The following is an 18,272-nucleotide window of genomic DNA, read 5'->3' as shown; positions in this document are numbered from 1 at the left end:
GATAAAAATGGAAAATTAACCTTGTAAATCGAAAAGATGAATCATATTTTGGGGCTATGATTACAAGAAAATTAGCATCAGACATCAGAAAGGGACTGGAGATTTTTCCGGCCGTGGGAATTCTTGGCACCCGTCAGGCAGGGAAAACGACTCTTGCGCTTCATATGATGAAAGAGTATCCTGAGTCAGTGCATCTTGACCTTGAACTTCCTTCCGATAATCTGAAAGTTGATAACGCGGAGTTTTATCTGCAGTCTGTGTCTGATCGTCTTGTTATTATTGATGAGATACAGAGGCGTCCTGAGTTATTTCCCCTTCTGAGAGCTGTAATTGACAGGAACCGGCGGCCCGGCAGGTTTCTCATCCTGGGTTCATCTTCTCCTCATCTGATTAAACAGTCCTCGGAGTCTCTTGCAGGACGGATTATAAATTATGAACTGACTCCGCTTACTTATGATGAGGTTTCAGACAAAGGGGATAATCTCATGAGACATTTTCTCAGAGGGGGATATCCGGAGAGTTTTCTTGCAAAGGATGATGAGAGCAGTCTGCAGTGGAGGACAGCATTTATTCTGACACTGCTTGAGAAAGATTTGCAGGAGTTCGGTATCGGACTTCCGGTATCACTGGTTAGGAGGTTCTGGACTATGCTTGCCCGATCACAGGGGGGGCTGTGGAATTCAGCATCATTCGCCTCCGCGCTTGGTATATCTGCGCCTACGGTGAGAAAATATGCGGATATACTGCAGGATGCGTATCTGGTAAGAATTCTGATGCCGTATTATGAGAATATCGGCAAGCGGCTGGTAAAATCACCTAAGGTATATATACGGGACTCCGGACTGCTGCTTGCGCTTCTGCAGACCGGAACGCTTGAGCAGCTGCTGGGGAACTCCCTGCTTGGGCATATCTGGGAGGGTTATGTGATCGAGCAGATTCTTTCCACGCTGCCTGCAGGATGCAGCGGGTATTTTTACCGGACAACAGGCGGGGCTGAGATTGATCTGGTAATTACAAGGGCGGAAAAACCGGTTATCGGAATCGAAATAAAATTTTCCTCCTCTCCGGCGGTATCAAAAGGATTTTTCCAGGGGATGGATGATCTTGGGTGTAAGACCGGAATGGTGATATATCCGGGTAAAGATACGGTTCAAATTAAGGAAAATGTTTTTGTGGTGCCACTGGCTAAAGCGGGGGATTTGATAAAAGAATATGTATAGTACTGTTCCGCTGCTATTCATTGTTCCTTTTTAAAGTATGATAATTAGGTTGCTTCCGTTTCGTGGAAGCTGGCAGTATAGTATATATAACTCGCAGGCATTACGGAAATATGTCGTCCCTACGGGACTTTGTATGGAATCGGGTTGTGTGTGTTATTAATATGTCGTCCCTACGGGACTTTGGGTGGAATCGGGTGGTGTGTGTATTATTAATATGTCGTCCCTACGGGACTTTGGGTAGATTCGGGAGATGTGTGGGTTATTAATATGTCGTCCCTCTGGGACTGGTTGGAGCGCTTTTGTTGGATGTATTGCTGATATGCTGTATGTAACCGGACTGTGAGGGAATATATATACATTTGCGTTAATTCTAATCCTCAATACTCCATTGTTAATTGTACATTGTAAATTATTCATTATCCCCGTTTCCGGTGAGCAGTTTTACCGCTTCATCCACCTGATTGTGGTTTCCGGTAATCAGCCACTGGTCATCTTCAGTGACCACTTCAGTTCCCTGCGGGGCAGAAATGATTTTGCCTGTGCGGATAACGGAAATTACGGTTGCTCCGGTCAGAGCGCGGATATTCAGGTCTTTAAGGGTTTTGCCGATATTCGGATTGCCTGACTCAATATATATCGTTTCGGTGAGTCCCTCAGCCAGAACGCGCTGCACATGATCAAGAATGGCAATGTCATCCGGTTTGGTGAGCAGATACTGGTATGAGTGGCTGCGGAGTATGCTGAGCTGACGCATAATCAGATTGGTCGGGAACCGGTATTTTCTGAGCACCCGGCTGAAGATCATCAGCGAGGTTTCCAGTTCATCGGGTATCACTTCGGATGCTCCCAGACTGCGGAAAATCTCAACCTGCCTGACATACCGGGTCCGAACTATCGTATATATATCATGATTGATCTCCCTTGCGAGCTGCAACGCGGCGATAGTGGCTTTTTCATCTGATATGGCAAAGACCATCACCCGTGCCTGCGCGGCTCCCGCGTGAAGCAGAATTTCCTTTCTTGTAATATCTCCGTACATAATATTTTCACCGAGATTGCGGTGATACTGCACGATATCCGGATTATATTCCACCACCTGATACCTGATTCCGGTATCTTTGAGCACACGTGCAACCGTTCTTCCGTTAAGTCCGAATCCCGCAATGATGACGTGATCCTTCATCCCAGGCTCAGCGGTTTCTGAAAGCTCACCGCTGAATGTTTCAAACCTGCCGGCAACCCGTGTGGAAGTGCTCATGATTATCGGAGTGAAGAAGAGAGAAAAGATGGAAACAGCCAGAAACGTATCGTTCATCTCCGCTGAGAGTAGTCCTCCTTTAATACCTGTCTGCGCTATGATGAAGGAAAATTCACCAATTTGCGCCAGTGATAGTCCGGTTATAATTGCTGTGGTTGGACGGTAGTGCTGTGTGAGAAGAATAAGAAAAATGATGCCGGTTTTAATAACTACCAGAGCAGCAAACGCAGAAGTGACAAGGATGATATTATCTATCAGGAAAGCAACATTAAGCAGCAGACCGATGGAAACAAAAAAGATTGAATTAAAAAGGTCTTTAAGCGGCAGAATTTCAGAGACAATCTGATGGCTGTAATCAGACTCCGAGATGATAATGCCGGCCAGAAACGCGCCGATGGAAAACGTAAGGCCGATTTCTTCCGATATATACGCCGTGCCGAGTATCATAAGAATGGTTCCGGCAGTGAAAGCTTCCCGTATTCTTACTGATGCTAGCCATTTCAGAACCGCGGGCATTACTTTGCCTGATATATAGAGAATTCCCGCAATGCCTCCGAAGGAGAGAAGAATCTTTGCTGATATAGCAGTGCCGCTCAGGGCAGCATCCGAACTGAGAAGCTGCACCAGAATCATCAGCGGAACAATTGCCAGATCCTGAAAGATAAGAATGCCCACTGCTGCTTTGCCGTGAGGGGTTCCTAGTTCATTTTTATCGGAAAGCAGTTTAAGTACTACCGCGGTGCTTGATAGGGAAATCAGAACACCGATGAAAAGTGACTCTCTGAACGGCAGGCCGGTCAGCAGACTTACTCCCCATCCGGCCAGAATGGTAAGGACTACCTGCGCTCCTCCGGTGATAATCAGTGTGCGCCACATCTGCATCAGCTGCCTTACGGAAAACTCCACTCCTATGCTGAACATCAGCAAAATGATGCCGATTTCGGAGATAACCTCGATAGTAGAAGTGGTTTTAATGAATCCGAGAAGATGGGGGCCGATCAGTATGCCGGTAAAGAGAAATCCGATAATGGGAGAAAGATTTATCCGCCGGAAAAGTGCGATGATGGGGATGGAAAAAAGCAGGATAATGACCAGTTCTCTGATAATACTGAACTTTTCCATCAGGTCATGCTCCTTGGGGATATACTTCGGAATGAAACAGAGCGGGTATGCGGATGTAGCCGGAAAGCTTACCCGCGGCACACAATGCATCCGGTATGAAAACTTTAATGGTACCGGGCTTTTGTGCTTTGTGTGCCATGGGTGATTTTACATTTATTGCAGACCGAGGAGGTAGTCGGCTACCTTGCCGAGCTCTTTGATATCTTTATTATTATAAGCCGGCATAACAATATTCTTATACTTCGCCTTGAACTCCTTAAAACGCTCGGAGTCCATGAAAGAATTGGGATTTCTAAGATAGTTGGTTAGGCGGTCGCGGTCATAAAACTCACTGAGACCGTAAAGAGTCGGGGCCATCTGAGTACCGCGGAGGTCCTGACCGTGGCAGGTATTGCAGCCCCAGTTAACCACTGCTTCCTGAGCGGAAAACTCCGGACCCGGACCGGAACCGGACTGGGTTTCTTCATAATTTTCACCCATGGCAGGCTTTACTTCCGGTTCTTCCTTGGTTGCCTTGTGAAGGAAAAAAAGTGCTATAAATAAAACTAAAAATATGGTTGACCAGATCTGTGTTTTTGTCATGTAATCGTAAAATTGTTTTAATAATCTATGCAAAATAGCACGAAATGATGAAGTTTTCATCAGAAAAAGGAGGGAGAAAACAGGGGACAATGGATTATAGAGAATTTTTTACCGGAGGCATTGAGCGCCTGCCGGGAGTGATAGCCCTGATTATCCTGAATTTGCGAACCAGTTCCGGAGGCCCCTGGGAAATGTACGAATCACAGGTAACTTACCTGAGTACTTAAAAGGGTACCAAAAAGTTCTTACGGAAAAGTAAATTCACGATTAATTTTTCACAGACTGCGTTCTAAAAAACTGACTCTGACTGAGGTTTATCCATGATTTTATTAACGGGTCACCCACGCTGCGGGTTCAAATAAGTGGTTCGCCTTTGATTTTTATTAACGGGTCACCCGCGCTGCGGGTTCAGATGAGTGGTTTGTCTTTGATTTTTATTAACAGGTCACCCGCTCTGCGGGTTGATAGTGGGAAAAGATACATTGCGTGTTATTAACGGGTCACCCACGCTGCGGGTTCAAACGAGTGGTTCGTCTTTGATTTTTATTAACGGTTCACCCGCGCTGCGGGTTCAAACGAGTTGTTCGTCTTTGATTTTTATTAACGGGTCACCCGCGCTGCGGGTTGATTTTGGGAAAAGATATATTGCGTGTTATTAACAGGTCACCCGCTCCGCGGGTTCAGAGCATAAATTCAATTAATGATTAAATTTCAATTCACAATTCTCCATTATCCCTTATCAATTATCAATTATTTTTTACTCTTCTTTCATCTGTTTTTCGTAATAGACTTTGAAGGCTTTTACTGCATCGAGGATGGAGGAGGCGATGGCGTTCTGGCCCCGTTCGCTGCGGATGTAGGCAGCGTCCCGTTCGTTGCTTACGAAACCGGTTTCAACCAGCACTCCCGGCATGGCAGCTCCGACAAGTACATAAAACCCCGCCTGCTTTACTCCGCGGCTGTTGATTTCCAGTTTGTTGCGGAAATTGATATCAACTAATTCAGCAAATTTTTCCGAGTATTTCATATATGAGGCATGCGCCATGCTTACGAGAATGAAATTCTCATCGTTAAGCTCTTTATACTTTTTAGGGTCTTCTTCATAGGAAATTACACTGTTTTCAATCTCGGCTATTTCTATTGCATCCTGCGTTTTGCCGGGGCGGAGCAGATATACTTCGGTTCCGTTAGGAGCCCGTTTCTTTCCCGCGACGGAGTTGCAATGGATGGAGATGAACAGTTTTCCTCCGGCATCGTTGGCGATCTTCCCCCGTTTGTGAAGCTCAACAAAGGTATCTGTCTTGCGGGTATATACTACTTTAACGTCCGGCAGGTATTTGTTTATCATGCTGCCGAGCTTCAGCCCGATGGCGAGATTGATTTCCTTCTCGATGGTTCTTCCCACTCCGGTTGCCCCTATATCCTTGCCTCCGTGACCTGGGTCTATCACCACCACATCAAATTTCCATTTTTCCTTTTTACCGCTCAGGTCTGAAGGCGAAACTGCGTCTTCTTTTTTGCGGAAGGAGACTGTGAGTGATTTATTGCTGTTTTTGATAATATCATAGGCATCAAATGATTTTCCCGTCTGCAGCCGCATCTGTATGCCGCCGGATATATTCGAAACGGATATACTGTCCAGAATGCCGTCATTGTAACTCTGTCTTATACCCTGGCTGATGCCAGTGGTTTTATCAAGTGTGATGGTCAGGACTTTTCCCTTAAGGGAGTGGCGGAATGAACCGAATTCACTCTCCGTCCCGATTCTCAGCACAGAGCCGTTAGCGCGCTGCGAGTAATTAAACCGTACGGGTGAACCGGCGGAGGGGGGTGTTCCTGTCGTAGTAGTTTTAACTTCCGGTTCCTGCACGGGGACTGGTTTGCCGGTATAGCTCAGCATCTTTAACTGCGCCTTGCCGATATATTTGCGGAATGATTCCGACTCCACGAATATATCTTCATCATAAAACAGCGCTGACAATGGCATCTGATAAACCGCGGGGACCTTAGTACCGGTCTGCGTGATAACCACAAACGGATTCTTGGCGGTAAATTTGATAACCGCTTCCTTAAACTTCAGTTCCGATTTCTTATTCGTGGTTGAGTAATAATGCCCGACTTTGAACTTTGAGGCAAAATCGCGCACCGATATATACAGCGCTCCTCTCCGTTCGGCTGCCCGGACGCTTTTTTTCTCCAGCCCGAATTTTATTTCCACGGTCTGATAATTCTGCGGCAGTGCATAATCCGCCGCAAGAAGAAACAGGAAAAGAATCAGAAACTGCTTCATGGGATTGGTTGCGTGCATTATCCGATAAAGGGAATCATGAAACCGGATTTTTTGCGGTAAGCGGCAAACTGATCAGGAAAATGTTTTTTTATCATCGACTCCTCCTTCTGCGCCCGCATGATGAGCATAACTGTTTCCGGCAGAACAAGCAGAAGAACGGGAATATTAAACAGCGCGAGTCCGCATCCGATATCAGCAATTAGCTGACCGAGATAGTGGGGATGACGGATAAACCGGTAGGCGCCTGTGGTAACCAGTTCATGTTTTTTCAGGATGACAATATCCTGAGAGTAGAACTTTCCCAGGGAGCGGAGGGCATAAATCTGAAACCATGAAAAGATGAGATAGACGGCCAGCCCGGAATAGCGGAGCGCTTCGGAGCCCTCGGGAGCCACAAGGTTACCGATGCTGAAGACACCCAGAATCTGGGCAAACAAAATCAGGGCGGCAAGGGCAGGGGGATTCTTTTGCAGCCAGGATTTCGGTTTTTCTTTCACCTCGGCTACCGAGCTTTTCAGCCCTCTTCTTGCTCCGTCTAAGTTTGCGCCAAACAGGGCAAGTATGTTAATTCCTATGATAATATTAATCGGGTCCATCTCGTTTTTTCCGGCTGATCGTTTTCGGAGAAATTTGATTCAAACTTTAAAATATATCCCTAAAATGAGGAAAAATGAAGGGTAAAAGGGAGAATCAGTTCCGAAATACCTGCCCTGCCCGGCATCGGACGGATTTTCTCTAAATAAATAATAGTATTTTACAATTGATGAAAAATTCAACATTTTTTCCCGATTATGAAATTCTCAAAAATGAAAACCCGCTAAAAGAGGGTTTAAGTGCCCCCATCTTGGGCATACTTTTTGCTGATTATGTTTGACTAACAAAAGGAATATATATGGCTCAGGCAGATGAAACGGTATTAAAAGTTCAGAAAGCGTATCAGGAGTGGGAGCAGAACTCCTATCAGAAGATAACGGCAAAAAGTCCTGAACGTCAGACCCCCATTACTACCGTTTCTTTCACTCCCGTAAAGCCCCTTTATACTCCGGCTGACGCAAATCCGGATTATGAAGAAAAACTCGGCTTTCCGGGGCATTATCCTTTTACCCGCGGCGTCTATCCCTCCATGTACCGCTCCCGGTTCTGGACCATGCGCCAGTATGCCGGATTTGGAACGGCAAAAGAGTCCAATGAGCGATATAAATTCCTCCTCGGTCAGGGGCAGGCCGGGCTCTCCGTAGCTTTTGACCTCCCGACCCAGATTGGCTACGACAGTGATGACCCCATCTGTCACGGAGAAGTGGGCAAAGTCGGAGTTGCGATTGACACCCTTGCCGATATGGAAATCCTCTTTAATGAAATCCCGCTTGATAAAATCTCCACCTCCATGACCATTAACGCTTCCGCTTCGGTATTGCTTGCGATGTATATTGCCGTTGCCGAAAAGCAGGGAGTGCCAAAGACCAAAATAAGCGGAACCATTCAGAATGATATTCTAAAGGAATACATAGCGCGCGGAACGTATATATATCCCCCTAAGCCCTCCATGCGGCTGATCACCAATATTTTTGAATACTGCTCGAAAGAAGTTCCTAAATGGAACACGATCTCAATCTCCGGTTACCACATCCGTGAAGCCGGTTCCACAGCAGCGCAGGAAGTGGGCTTTACCATTGCAAACGGCATAGAATACGTTAAAGCTGCTCTTGCTGCCGGAATGGATATAGATGAGTTTGCCGGGCGCCTTTCCTTCTTCTTTAACGCGCATAACGATCTGCTTGAAGAGGTAGCCAAATACCGTGCGGCAAGAAGATTATGGGCGCGTATTATGAAGGAACGGTTTGGCGCGAAGGATGAGAAATCCATGATGCTCCGTTTTCACTCGCAGACTGCCGGCTCAACGCTCACCGCTCAGCAGGTTGACAATAACATCGTACGTGTTACAATTCAAACACTCGCAGCCGTAATGGGGGGAACCCAGAGTCTGCATACCAATTCAAAGGATGAAGCACTCGCGCTGCCGACAGAGCAGTCTGTGCAGATCGCGCTCCGCACGCAGCAGATTGTTGCTTATGAGAGCGGTGTCGCAAATACGGCAGATCCTCTCGCCGGTTCCTACTATGTGGAAGCAATGACCGACCAGATAGAAGCCGAGGCGGTCCGTTATCTTGAAACGATTGATTCCATGGGAGGCGTTGTGCCCGCGATCGAAGCAGGATATATACAGGGGGAAATTCAGAAAGCAGCTTATAAAACTGAGATGGAAATTGAATCAGGCAGGCAGATAATCGTCGGGCAGAATAAATTCAAAGTAAAGGAAGAACCGCCAAAGAATCTGCTGAAAATTGACATGAAAGTGCAGGATGAGCAGACAAAATTCCTGCAGACCATACGCGCTCAGAGAAATAACGAAGATGTGCAGAAGGCGCTTGCCGCGCTTAAAGCCGGAGCGGAAGGGGATGCCAACCTGATGCCGCTTATCCTTGACGCTGTCAGGGTGTATGCCAGTGTGGGTGAAATCTGCAACACGATGCGCGGGGTCTTTGGCGAGTATAAGGAATCAGTTTTTATCTAATATATACCGGAAAAGAATATGGTACCAACGCATATAGAACATATCGGCATTGCAGTAAAAAACCTGCAGGAGTCAATCGCTTATTACGAAAATATCTTCGGCATGAAATGCTATAAAATTGAAGAAGTGGCTGACCAGAAGGTGCGCACGGCGTTTTTCCAGGTAGGGCAGACAAAAATCGAACTGCTTGAGTCCACCGCTGATGACGGACCTGTGGCAAAATTCATTGAAAAAAAAGGGGAAGGGATACATCATATTGCCTTCGCGGTAAATGATCTTCCTTCAACACTGCATACTATTGAACAGCAGGGAATGAGGCTTATTGACCGTGAGCCGAGAAAAGGGGCAGACGGTCTGAATATCGCATTTATCCATCCGGCTTCAACGCATGGCGTTCTTACGGAACTCTGCGAAAAAGCGGAATAACAGAATTATTTACAGGAAAGCTGAATATATATCATGACGGTTAATCAGGAAAAAATCAAAGAATTGATGGATCTCCGCAAACAGGCAAGGCAGGGAGGCGGAGAAAAACGGATTGAAGCCCAGCATAAAAAGGGGAAATATACAGCCCGTGAGCGCATTGATATGCTGCTTGATCCGGGCAGCTTTGAAGAGTTTGATATGTTTGTATCCCACCGCTGTATAGATTTCGGCCTGCAGGGGCAGGATTATCTTTCAGACGGCGTGGTTACAGGATACGGCACTATTGACGGACGTCTTGTGTACGTCTTCTCTCAGGATTTCACCGTGTTTGGCGGATCACTCTCTGAAATGTATGCCATGAAGATCTGCAAGATTATGGATAAGGCGATGAAAGTCGGAGCCCCGGTAATCGGCATTAACGACAGCGGCGGCGCGCGTATACAGGAAGGTGTTAAAAGTCTGGGCGGTTATGCTGAAATTTTTCAGAGGAATATATTAGCATCAGGACTGGTGCCGCAGATCTCCGCGATATTCGGTCCATGCGCCGGAGGTGCGGTTTATTCACCGGCTCTTACTGACTTTACCATTATGAGTAAAGGTTCAAGCTATATGTTTGTGACCGGACCGAAAGTAGTTAAAACGGTCACCGGTGAAACGGTTACTGATGAAGAACTGGGCGGTGCAATGGTGCATGGCTCAAAATCAGGTGTTGCTCACCTGGTAACCGAAGATGAGGAAGAAGGAATTCTTCTGATCAGGAAACTGCTGAGCTATTTGCCGCAAAATAATCTTGAAGATCCCCCACTGGCTATGTGCGACGATCCTATTAACCGGCTTGAGGATGCACTGAATGAAATTATTCCGGAGAATCCGAATAAGCCATATGATGTGAGGGATGTGATTCATGCAGTGGTTGATTATCATGAGTTCATGGAAATCAGCCGCAACTATGCACCCAATATCATAACCGGATTTGCCCGCTTTAACGGAATGTCTGTAGGTATTGTGGCAAATCAGCCGAACTATCTTGCCGGTGTGCTTGATATTAATTCCTCGCGCAAGGCAGCACGTTTTGTGCGCTTCTGTGACTCGTTTAATATACCGGTGGTTACCTTTGTTGATGTGCCGGGCTTTTTGCCGGGTACAAATCAGGAGTACGGCGGAATCATCATTCACGGAGCCAAGCTGCTTTTTGCGTATGGCGAAGCAACAGTGCCAAAAGTGACGATTATCCTCCGCAAGGCCTATGGCGGTGCGTATGATGTGATGGGTTCAAAACATCTGCGCGGTGATATAAACTATGCCTGGCCGAATGCTGAGATTGCGGTCATGGGTCCGCGCGGTGCCATCGAAGTCCTGCATCAGAAAGAACTGAAAGAAATTACTGATGATAAGGAACGGGTAAAATTCCTGAATGAAAAGGAAGAAGAGTACCGGAACAAATTCGCGACACCGTATGTTGCCGCGAAATACGGATATATCGATGATGTGATTGAGCCGAGAAATACCCGGTTCCGTGTCATCAGGGCGCTGCAGTCGCTTGCGACCAAGAAGGATGTAAATCCTCCGAAGAAACATTCCAATATACCGCTCTGAGGACCTAATGAATTATCTATTGATAGCCCAGCAAACCTCCTCAAAAAAAATCTATGAGGTTATGCAGCAGAATGACCCGGTCGGTATCGGCATGACGGTTATCGGCATGAGCGTTGTGTTTATCGCGCTCATTATCCTGTATCTTTTTCTGGTGAATGTTGCAAAAGTGATTTACCGCCAGAGGAAAGAAAAGGATGCGGTGGGTGCGGAAGTGAAAAAATCAAAACAGCAGATTGATGCGGAAGTGAATGCTGCCATTGCAATGGCGCTGCATCTTTATATGAATGAACTGCACGATAATGAACAAACCGTACTGACAATTAACAGAATGTCTAAAATGTACTCTCCGTGGAGCTCAAAAATCTACGGACTGCGTCAATGGCCAAGATAAAAAGGAATTACCATAGTGAAAAAATATAAGTTCACCATACACGGCAATAAATACGAAGTTGAAGTTAAAGATGTTGATGACGGCATTGCCGAGGTTGAAGTAAACGGCACCGTATATACCGTTGAAATTGAAAAAACCGTACAGCAGCCCAAAACGCCTAAACTGGTCCGGAGTGTGGTCTCTCCCTCGACTGACTCACATGCCGCAACTGTTAAAACCGCCAAACCGGATGCTCCAAAGGGAACCGGATATATCAAATCACCGCTCCCGGGCACTATTCTTGAAGTGCTGGTACGGGAAGGAGATATGGTTAAAATCGGAACGAAGCTTCTTGTGCTCGAGGCAATGAAAATGGAAAACAATATCAACTCCGACAAAGAGGGGAAAGTGATTTCCATTAAAGTGCGCCCGGGGGACGCGGTGATGGAAGGCGATATGCTCATCCAGATTGGAGAGTAGTAATACCATGTCCGGATATGCAGATTTCCTGAAACACGGATTCGAACAGTTCTTCTCCTACTCTTCATTCGCGAATGTGACCATCGGCCACATCATAATGATCTGTGTGGGACTGATCTTTCTCTACCTTGCAATCACAAAAGAATATGAACCACTGCTGCTGGTTCCCATTGGTTTCGGCATTCTGATCGGTAATGTACCGTTTCTTGAAACCGCAAAGCTCCAGATAGGCATCTATGAAGAAGGGAGCGTGCTGAATTATCTTTATTTCGGTGTACTTAAAGGCATCTATCCCCCCCTCATCTTTATGGGCATCGGGGCGATGACGGATTTTTCAACACTGCTTTCAAATCCCCGGCTTATTCTTATCGGAGCCGCGGCACAGCTCGGCATTTTTGGTGCGTATATACTTGCCCTTTTTATTGGTTTCCCCATCAATCAGGCAGGCGCTATTGCAATCATCGGCGGTGCTGACGGCCCGACGGCAATTTTCCTCTCATCCAAACTGGCGCCCGAACTGGTCGGCCCTATTGCTATCTCAGCATACTCCTATATGGCTCTGGTTCCGGTGATACAGCCCCCGATAATGAAACTCTTAACAACAAGTAAAGAGCGGGTCATAAGAATGAAACCGGCGCGGGCAGTTTCTAAATTTGAAAAACTGCTCTTTCCGATATTCGGACTGATACTCACCACATTCATCACTCCGAGCGCTCTTCCGCTTCTGGGAATGTTATTCTTCGGAAACATCCTGAAGGAAAGCGGTGTTACAAAGCGGCTTGCTGATACTGCATCGAAGCAGCTGATTGATATTGTCACCATTCTGATTGGTCTGACGGTTGGTGCATCAACTCAGGCGAGTGTATTTCTGACTCCTCAGTCACTTGGAATCTTTGGTCTCGGAGCGATATCTTTCATTATCGCGACCTTTGGAGGCGTGGTCTTCGTAAAGATCATGAACCTTTTCCTGAAGGAAGAAAACAAAATCAATCCTCTGATTGGCAATGCGGGGGTTTCAGCAGTGCCTGACAGTGCGCGCGTTTCGCAGGTTATCGGTCAGCAGTATGATCCTTCAAACCACCTGCTGATGCACGCCATGGCACCGAATGTTGCAGGAGTAATCGGCAGCGCGGTTGCCGCAGGTATTCTCCTCAGCTTTATGATGTAACAGGTACAGAGCACTTCACTGTTTTAATTCAGCCGTCCGGAGTTATATTTCCGGACGGCTTTTTTATTAAATACTAATCGAGAGGATTATGCGGATAATTTTCTTAATTCTTCTGACAGCATATGCTTCTTCCGGACAGACCTTCATCCGGGTTAATCTCGCCGGATATCTCCCCGGTGACGTAAAAAACGCTGTATATATCAGCCAAGATACTCCCACGCCCGGATATTTTACCCTGAATGATGCGCTGACCGGCAGGGAAGAAAAGCGATTTACCACGGTTAACAATGATTCCCCGTTTCATAAGTACCGTTTCACTGCGCGATTTGATTTTTCATCCTTCACAAAAAGCGGCGCATGGTATATCAGAGCCGGCGAATTCCGCTCTGAGGTCTTCAGAATTGGTGAGGATGTTTATAACGGCTCAACGGATATTCTGCTCTCCTACATGCGGCAGCAGCAGTGCGGCTATAATCCTTTTTTGAATGACTCCTGCCATACCAATGATGGCTATATTATTTACCATCCGGAAAAGCAGTTTCAGGAAATTGACGTAGTCGGCGGCTGGCATGATGCATCAGATTATCTCCGCTATGTAACCACCAGCGCATCAGTGGTTTATCAGATGATGTTCGCCTATGAGCAGAACCGGAGCGGCTTTTCTGATATATATGATTCATCCGGAAGGCCTGGTAAAAACGGCATTCCTGACATTATTGATCAGGCTAAGTGGGGAATAGACTGGCTGATGAAGATGAATCCAGCACCGGGTGAATATTACAATCAGATTGCTGATGACCGTGACCATCGGGGATTCCGTCTTCCTAATCTTGATACCGTAACTTATGACCGTGAGAAGGGGAGACCGGTTTATTTCATCAATGGTGAAGTACAGGGGCTGTTTGCTTACAAAAACCGCACAAAGGGAAAAGCATCTACCGTTGCAAAATTTGCTTCCGCGTTCGGAAAAGCATCATATATACTTAAAGAATACTATCCGGAGCTATCGGAAGAACTTTACCGGAGGGCTAAAGAAGCATTTGAATTTGCGAAAGCAAATCCGGGCCAGAGCCAGACTGCGCCCGGCCGTGCTCCCTATTTCTATGAGGAAGACAGCTGGGCCGATGATATGCAGCTTGCTTCAGTCGAAATGGTTAAGGCAACCTCAGCTCTCAATCATTTAGGAGCGGGGAGTTATCTCAACGATATTGAAGTTTATGCGGAAATGGAGCCGGTAACCCCATGGATGGGGGCTGATACCGCAAATCATTATCAGTGGTATCCGTTTATTAATCTTGCGCACTATTATCACTCCGGCATGGTACGCGGTGAGAAAAAAGAGAAAGCAAACAGCAGAATAAAGGAAGGGATAAAACGGCTTTATCAGAGAGGACTTAAAAATCCTTTCCGCATCGGCATCCCCTTTATCTGGTGCTCTAACAATCTTGTCTCAGCAGCTATGACACAGATGATGCTCTACCGTGATCTGACAGGTGATAACCGCTACCGGGAAACTGAAACAGCTTTGCGGGACTGGCTGCTGGGATGTAATCCATGGGGTGTGAGCATGATTATCGGTTTTCCTGAGGGTGCCCGATATCCGCTTGACCCTCACTCATCTCTTGCGCATCTATACAAATACAAACTCACCGGCGGACTGGTTGACGGCCCTGTTTATAAAACAATTTATGACAAACAGCAGTGGGTGAAGGTTGTTAACGGCGATGAGTTTGCAGACGCACAGCCCGGATGGATTGTCTATCATGATGACTATGGCGACTATGTTACCAACGAGCCGACCCACGACGGTACCGCAGGGCTCACGTATTACTTCAGTCAGCTTGAACAGCAGCGGAACAGGAATGTTATATATCACAAAGGTGCCCTCATCAGGGGAGATACAACAAAAAAGGAAATTTCCCTAATTTTCACCGGACATGAATTTGCCGATGGATATGAAACGATTCTGAAAGCTCTGCAAAAACATCAGGTGAAAGCATCGTTCTTCTTTACCGGTGATTTTTATCGCAATCCGGATTTTGCCGCTCTGATTAAAAATCTGAAAGAGAATGGTCATTATCTGGGGGCGCACAGTGATAAGCATCTTTTGTACTGTTCCTGGGAAAACCGTGATTCTCTCCTGGTAACCCGTGATCAGTTCAATAAGGATGTTGCTGACAATTACCGTGAGATGGAACGGTTTGGAATCACAAAAAACGATGCACCCTTTTATCTTCCCCCGTATGAGTGGTACAATGATTCAATTTCTGTGTGGACAGAATACCTTGGCTTAAAACTGATGAATCACACACCTGGCACAAGATCAAATCAGGACTGGACAGTTCCGGTAGAAAGCGGCGGCAGCTATTATTTCAGCAGTGATTCGATATACACCACAATTATGGAATATGAAGAATCTAAAAACCTGAACGGGTTTCATCTGCTTTTGCACATTGGCACGGACCCGCGCCGCACCGATAAATTTTATCTCCGGCTTGATAGTCTGATCGGCGATCTTAAAAAACGGGGATACGGTTTTATAAAAATGAAAAATGAAGAATGATTTTTGTAGAGACGTTGCAATCGCCGCCACAAGTTCATATATACTATAGAATTTCACGGCGATTGCAGCGTCTCCGGGGAGCAAGAGAAAAAAAGCAGAAAGCCGCATTATATATGCGACCCCGCCGGGCCGGGTAGGTTTGTTTATTACAATTTCTACCAATGTGCAATCCCTCCGGGATTGAATTCGGAGTTTAAAGGTATGTCTCTGCTGACGGGGCTGGGGAAATAAGACCAGAAAGCAGAATAATATATGCGACCCCTACGGGGCCGGGGTGTCGTGTTCAACATTATCTGCCAATATGCAATCCCTCCGGGATTGAATTCGGGGTTTAAAGGTATGTCTCCGCTGACGGGGCCGGGGTGTCGTTTTCAACATTATCTACCTATATGCAATCCTTCCAGGAATGTAATGAATCAGGATGATCTGCAGGTTGATTTAACACCGTAGGGACAGGTCGCGACCTGTCCTAATGACAAGAAATCATGAGGTTTATATTATTATTACAATTTCTGCCAATATGCAATCCTTCCGGGATTGTAATGAATCAGGATGATCTGCAGGTTGATAATATACCCTAGGGACAGGTCGCGACCTGTCCTAATGACAAGAGATCATGAGGTTCATATTATTATATAATTTCTGCAAATATGGAGTCCCTCCGGGATTATTATAAATCAGGATAATTTGCAGGTTGATAATATACCGAAGGGACAGGTCGCGACCTGTTCTAATGACAAGAAATCATGAGGTTCATAGTATTATACAATTTCTGCCAATCTGCAATCTGCCCGTATTGTATGGGATTATTATTGTATTAAGGTAAGGCCATGAGACGACGCAAATGCATTAATTCCTGAGGGGTATAAGTTCCGGTTAGCATTTGCATCGTCTTTACAAAAAGGGTTTTATGTTTTGGGAAATTGACAATGTCGAGCTACTAATTACTAACTAGTCACTCCTAATTATTTCATAAGCATCATTTTTAACGAACGGCTGAACGATCCGGTCACCAGTACAGCTATATATATCCCTGATGGCAGCCCACTACCGTTAAATTGTTCCTGATAATAACCCGCGGCTTTGCTTTCGTTAATGAGTGTGCTTACCTCTCTGCCGAGCAGGTCATAGATTTTCAGGGTGACTATTCCTGCTTCATGGACCTGATAACTGATTACTGTTTCCGGATTAAATGGATTCGGGTAATTTGTTAAAAGAGAAAAGTCCTGTGGTAAATCATCACCCGGCTCCTGGATATCGGTCAGCAGGGAATCAAATGAGAGGATGCGCAATCCGTCAGCGCAGACGACATTTCCTCCGGTAGCATTATTGCTGATAACAACCCGGTCAGCAGCGGTACCGGTAAAAGTAAATTCACCCAGGGTATTCCATCTTACACCACTGACTGACTGATTCACCCTGATTGTATCAACCCCATTGGCGTGATGAATAATATACGGCGTATTTTTTGCCCGGTCAGAAGCAGCCACCCACCACGCTGAGAGTGTATATATTCCCGGAGCGGGGAGGTTCAGTCTGAATTCAGCTGTTCTATCTCCTGTTCCAACCTGTGCAACCCGCGCCGGAGTACCGCCCCACCAGCCGCTTATGGCGGACTGCGTCCAGGTTCCGGTCATCGTGCACACCGCGGTATCTTCAGTATCATACTTGTTGTTTAAATAGGCAGCCGGGAGCAGAGGCAATGAATCGGGAAGAACCACTGCAACCATTGTCGGTATTGCCCTCTGCGCTGTGCCCCCCTCGGGTCTGTTAACGAGTGAAGTGCCCACAGCCATCTGGCTTGAGCCGCCGCCGTCCAGATTAAGTGCCTCTCTGCATCCGAGGGACTGCATAACTGCCGCAAGTTCATTCAGAGAAAGACCTTCGGAGATTGTCTGTCTTCCGTCAGCTACGAAAAGAATTACCCTCTTATCCTCGGTATATCCTATTGCGCTTCTCGGATCGCGGTTGGTGAGCCCGACTCCTGAACCCCAGAATACTTCTTCAGTATAAGTAACGCGAATCTGTCCGTTCTTTATTAGTACAGGACCTCCTCCTATGCCAGCCTTGATCTCATACATAGCTGAACCATTTAAAGGCGACGGGGCCGGAACGGGAGTGCCCTGGGCATTATTGAGTGGATTCGCAAAGCGGTATATATCTATAACACGGGTTCCAAAATGGTAAATCCAGTCCACCGCCATATCGCGGGTTTCCTCAATGCTCCAGAATCCGCGGGTAAGGTAGTAGGTGCGGCTGTCACGTACAACCGAGGCGATGTTCCTGGCCAGAAGCATATCAGGATTTACCAGCGCCGAGTATGATGCTCCGGTAGTGACGTCAAAATATCCTCCGTTGATGGCTGCCGTGGTGCTGAACCGGTTCGAAAAGGCAGTAATGCCCTCTCTCCCCGCAGGATTAAAATAGGGTTTTACAACGGCTCCCGGTTTTTTCAGGTCAACCTCTATATACCAGCACTGCAGCGCGGGGGAGGAACGGACGCCTTTATATATCTTTACATTGCCCGGCAGGCTGTACTGGTTCGTGATTTCAAAAAAGTTAATCTGTTGTGCCTGAAGCGGTGCAAGCAGCAGCAGCACTGCAAAGAGCGTGAGTCTCCTCATC

At 46.5% G+C, this 18,272-nt stretch carries 14 protein-coding genes; 9 read left to right on the top strand and 5 right to left on the bottom strand.

Annotation, left to right across the window (positions count from 1 at the left end; genetic code table 11):
• Window positions 1-56 precede the first annotated feature (56 nt).
• Entirely contained in the window at window positions 57-1,220 is a 1,164-nt protein-coding gene (locus tag HRU80_16135; GenBank protein QOJ30317.1) for an ATP-binding protein, read from the top strand.
• A gap of 409 nt (window positions 1,221-1,629) precedes the next feature.
• On the opposite strand, the gene HRU80_16130 is transcribed toward HRU80_16135, so the two are convergent.
• Window positions 1,630-3,600, bottom strand: a complete 1,971-nt coding sequence (locus tag HRU80_16130; GenBank protein QOJ30316.1) for a cation:proton antiporter — start codon at window positions 3,598-3,600, stop codon at window positions 1,630-1,632.
• Between the two features lie 153 nt (window positions 3,601-3,753).
• On the bottom strand, window positions 3,754-4,182 hold the full coding sequence (locus tag HRU80_16125) for a cytochrome c (GenBank protein ID QOJ30315.1): 429 nt from the start codon (window positions 4,180-4,182) through the stop codon (window positions 3,754-3,756).
• Window positions 4,183-4,271: 89 nt separating this feature from the next.
• Here HRU80_16125 and HRU80_16120 point away from each other — a divergent pair, with 89 nt between their 5' ends.
• Window positions 4,272-4,409, top strand: a complete 138-nt coding sequence (locus tag HRU80_16120) for a hypothetical protein (protein QOJ30314.1) — start codon at window positions 4,272-4,274, stop codon at window positions 4,407-4,409.
• Between the two features lie 530 nt (window positions 4,410-4,939).
• On the opposite strand, the gene HRU80_16115 is transcribed toward HRU80_16120, so the two are convergent.
• Window positions 4,940-6,472 (bottom strand): N-acetylmuramoyl-L-alanine amidase, encoded by a 1,533-nt coding sequence (locus HRU80_16115; GenBank protein QOJ30313.1) that lies wholly within the window; start codon window positions 6,470-6,472, stop codon window positions 4,940-4,942.
• Window positions 6,473-6,489: 17 nt separating this feature from the next.
• Entirely contained in the window at window positions 6,490-7,068 is a 579-nt protein-coding gene (locus HRU80_16110) for an isoprenylcysteine carboxylmethyltransferase family protein (GenBank protein ID QOJ30312.1), read from the bottom strand.
• Window positions 7,069-7,364: 296 nt separating this feature from the next.
• Here HRU80_16110 and HRU80_16105 point away from each other — a divergent pair, with 296 nt between their 5' ends.
• The 7 genes from HRU80_16105 (at window position 7,365) to HRU80_16075 (ending at window position 15,647) form a co-directional block, all read left to right on the top strand.
• Complete coding sequence (locus tag HRU80_16105) at window positions 7,365-9,044, top strand: methylmalonyl-CoA mutase family protein (protein QOJ30311.1); 1,680 nt, start codon at window positions 7,365-7,367, stop codon at window positions 9,042-9,044.
• An 18-nt stretch (window positions 9,045-9,062) separates the two neighbouring features.
• Window positions 9,063-9,470 carry a methylmalonyl-CoA epimerase gene (gene mce / locus HRU80_16100; GenBank protein QOJ30310.1) on the top strand — a complete coding sequence of 136 codons (408 nt, stop codon included), beginning with the start codon at window positions 9,063-9,065 and terminating at the stop codon, window positions 9,468-9,470.
• Window positions 9,471-9,503: 33 nt separating this feature from the next.
• On the top strand, window positions 9,504-11,066 hold the full coding sequence (locus HRU80_16095; protein ID QOJ30309.1) for an acyl-CoA carboxylase subunit beta: 1,563 nt from the start codon (window positions 9,504-9,506) through the stop codon (window positions 11,064-11,066).
• Window positions 11,067-11,073: 7 nt separating this feature from the next.
• Window positions 11,074-11,457 carry an OadG family protein gene (locus HRU80_16090; GenBank protein QOJ30308.1) on the top strand — a complete coding sequence of 128 codons (384 nt, stop codon included), beginning with the start codon at window positions 11,074-11,076 and terminating at the stop codon, window positions 11,455-11,457.
• 15 nt (window positions 11,458-11,472) lie between these two features.
• Window positions 11,473-11,916, top strand: coding sequence for a biotin/lipoyl-binding protein (locus tag HRU80_16085; protein QOJ30307.1), 444 nt, complete (start codon window positions 11,473-11,475; stop codon window positions 11,914-11,916).
• A 7-nt stretch (window positions 11,917-11,923) separates the two neighbouring features.
• Entirely contained in the window at window positions 11,924-13,084 is a 1,161-nt protein-coding gene (locus HRU80_16080; GenBank protein QOJ30306.1) for a sodium ion-translocating decarboxylase subunit beta, read from the top strand.
• Between the two features lie 76 nt (window positions 13,085-13,160).
• Window positions 13,161-15,647 (top strand): glycoside hydrolase family 9 protein, encoded by a 2,487-nt coding sequence (locus tag HRU80_16075; GenBank protein QOJ30587.1) that lies wholly within the window; start codon window positions 13,161-13,163, stop codon window positions 15,645-15,647.
• 965 nt (window positions 15,648-16,612) lie between these two features.
• On the opposite strand, the gene HRU80_16070 is transcribed toward HRU80_16075, so the two are convergent.
• Window positions 16,613-18,271, bottom strand: a complete 1,659-nt coding sequence (locus HRU80_16070; protein ID QOJ30305.1) for a phosphodiester glycosidase family protein — start codon at window positions 18,269-18,271, stop codon at window positions 16,613-16,615.
• Between the last annotated feature and the right edge of the window lies 1 nt (window position 18,272).

The sequence above is a fragment of the Ignavibacteriales bacterium genome (assembly GCA_015709675.1).
Lineage (GTDB): Bacteria > Bacteroidota > Ignavibacteria > Ignavibacteriales > Ignavibacteriaceae > H2-BAC3.
The sequence above is the reverse complement of the archived record's forward strand: the minus strand, read 5'-3'. Positions and strand labels throughout refer to the sequence as shown.

What these genes read in the sequence shown, in the direction of transcription:
- HRU80_16135 (QOJ30317.1), top strand. Translation starts at nt 57, where the DNA reads ATGATTACAAGAAAATTAGCATCAGACATCAGAAAGGGACTGGAGATT.
- HRU80_16130 (QOJ30316.1), bottom strand. Translation starts at nt 3,600, where the DNA reads ATGGAAAAGTTCAGTATTATCAGAGAACTGGTCATTATCCTGCTTTTT.
- HRU80_16125 (QOJ30315.1), bottom strand. Translation starts at nt 4,182, where the DNA reads ATGACAAAAACACAGATCTGGTCAACCATATTTTTAGTTTTATTTATA.
- HRU80_16120 (QOJ30314.1), top strand. Translation starts at nt 4,272, where the DNA reads ATGGATTATAGAGAATTTTTTACCGGAGGCATTGAGCGCCTGCCGGGA.
- HRU80_16115 (QOJ30313.1), bottom strand. Translation starts at nt 6,472, where the DNA reads ATGAAGCAGTTTCTGATTCTTTTCCTGTTTCTTCTTGCGGCGGATTAT.
- HRU80_16110 (QOJ30312.1), bottom strand. Translation starts at nt 7,068, where the DNA reads ATGGACCCGATTAATATTATCATAGGAATTAACATACTTGCCCTGTTT.
- HRU80_16105 (QOJ30311.1), top strand. Translation starts at nt 7,365, where the DNA reads ATGGCTCAGGCAGATGAAACGGTATTAAAAGTTCAGAAAGCGTATCAG.
- mce (QOJ30310.1), top strand. Translation starts at nt 9,063, where the DNA reads ATGGTACCAACGCATATAGAACATATCGGCATTGCAGTAAAAAACCTG.
- HRU80_16095 (QOJ30309.1), top strand. Translation starts at nt 9,504, where the DNA reads ATGACGGTTAATCAGGAAAAAATCAAAGAATTGATGGATCTCCGCAAA.
- HRU80_16090 (QOJ30308.1), top strand. Translation starts at nt 11,074, where the DNA reads ATGAATTATCTATTGATAGCCCAGCAAACCTCCTCAAAAAAAATCTAT.
- HRU80_16080 (QOJ30306.1), top strand. Translation starts at nt 11,924, where the DNA reads ATGTCCGGATATGCAGATTTCCTGAAACACGGATTCGAACAGTTCTTC.
- HRU80_16070 (QOJ30305.1), bottom strand. Translation starts at nt 18,271, where the DNA reads ATGAGGAGACTCACGCTCTTTGCAGTGCTGCTGCTGCTTGCACCGCTT.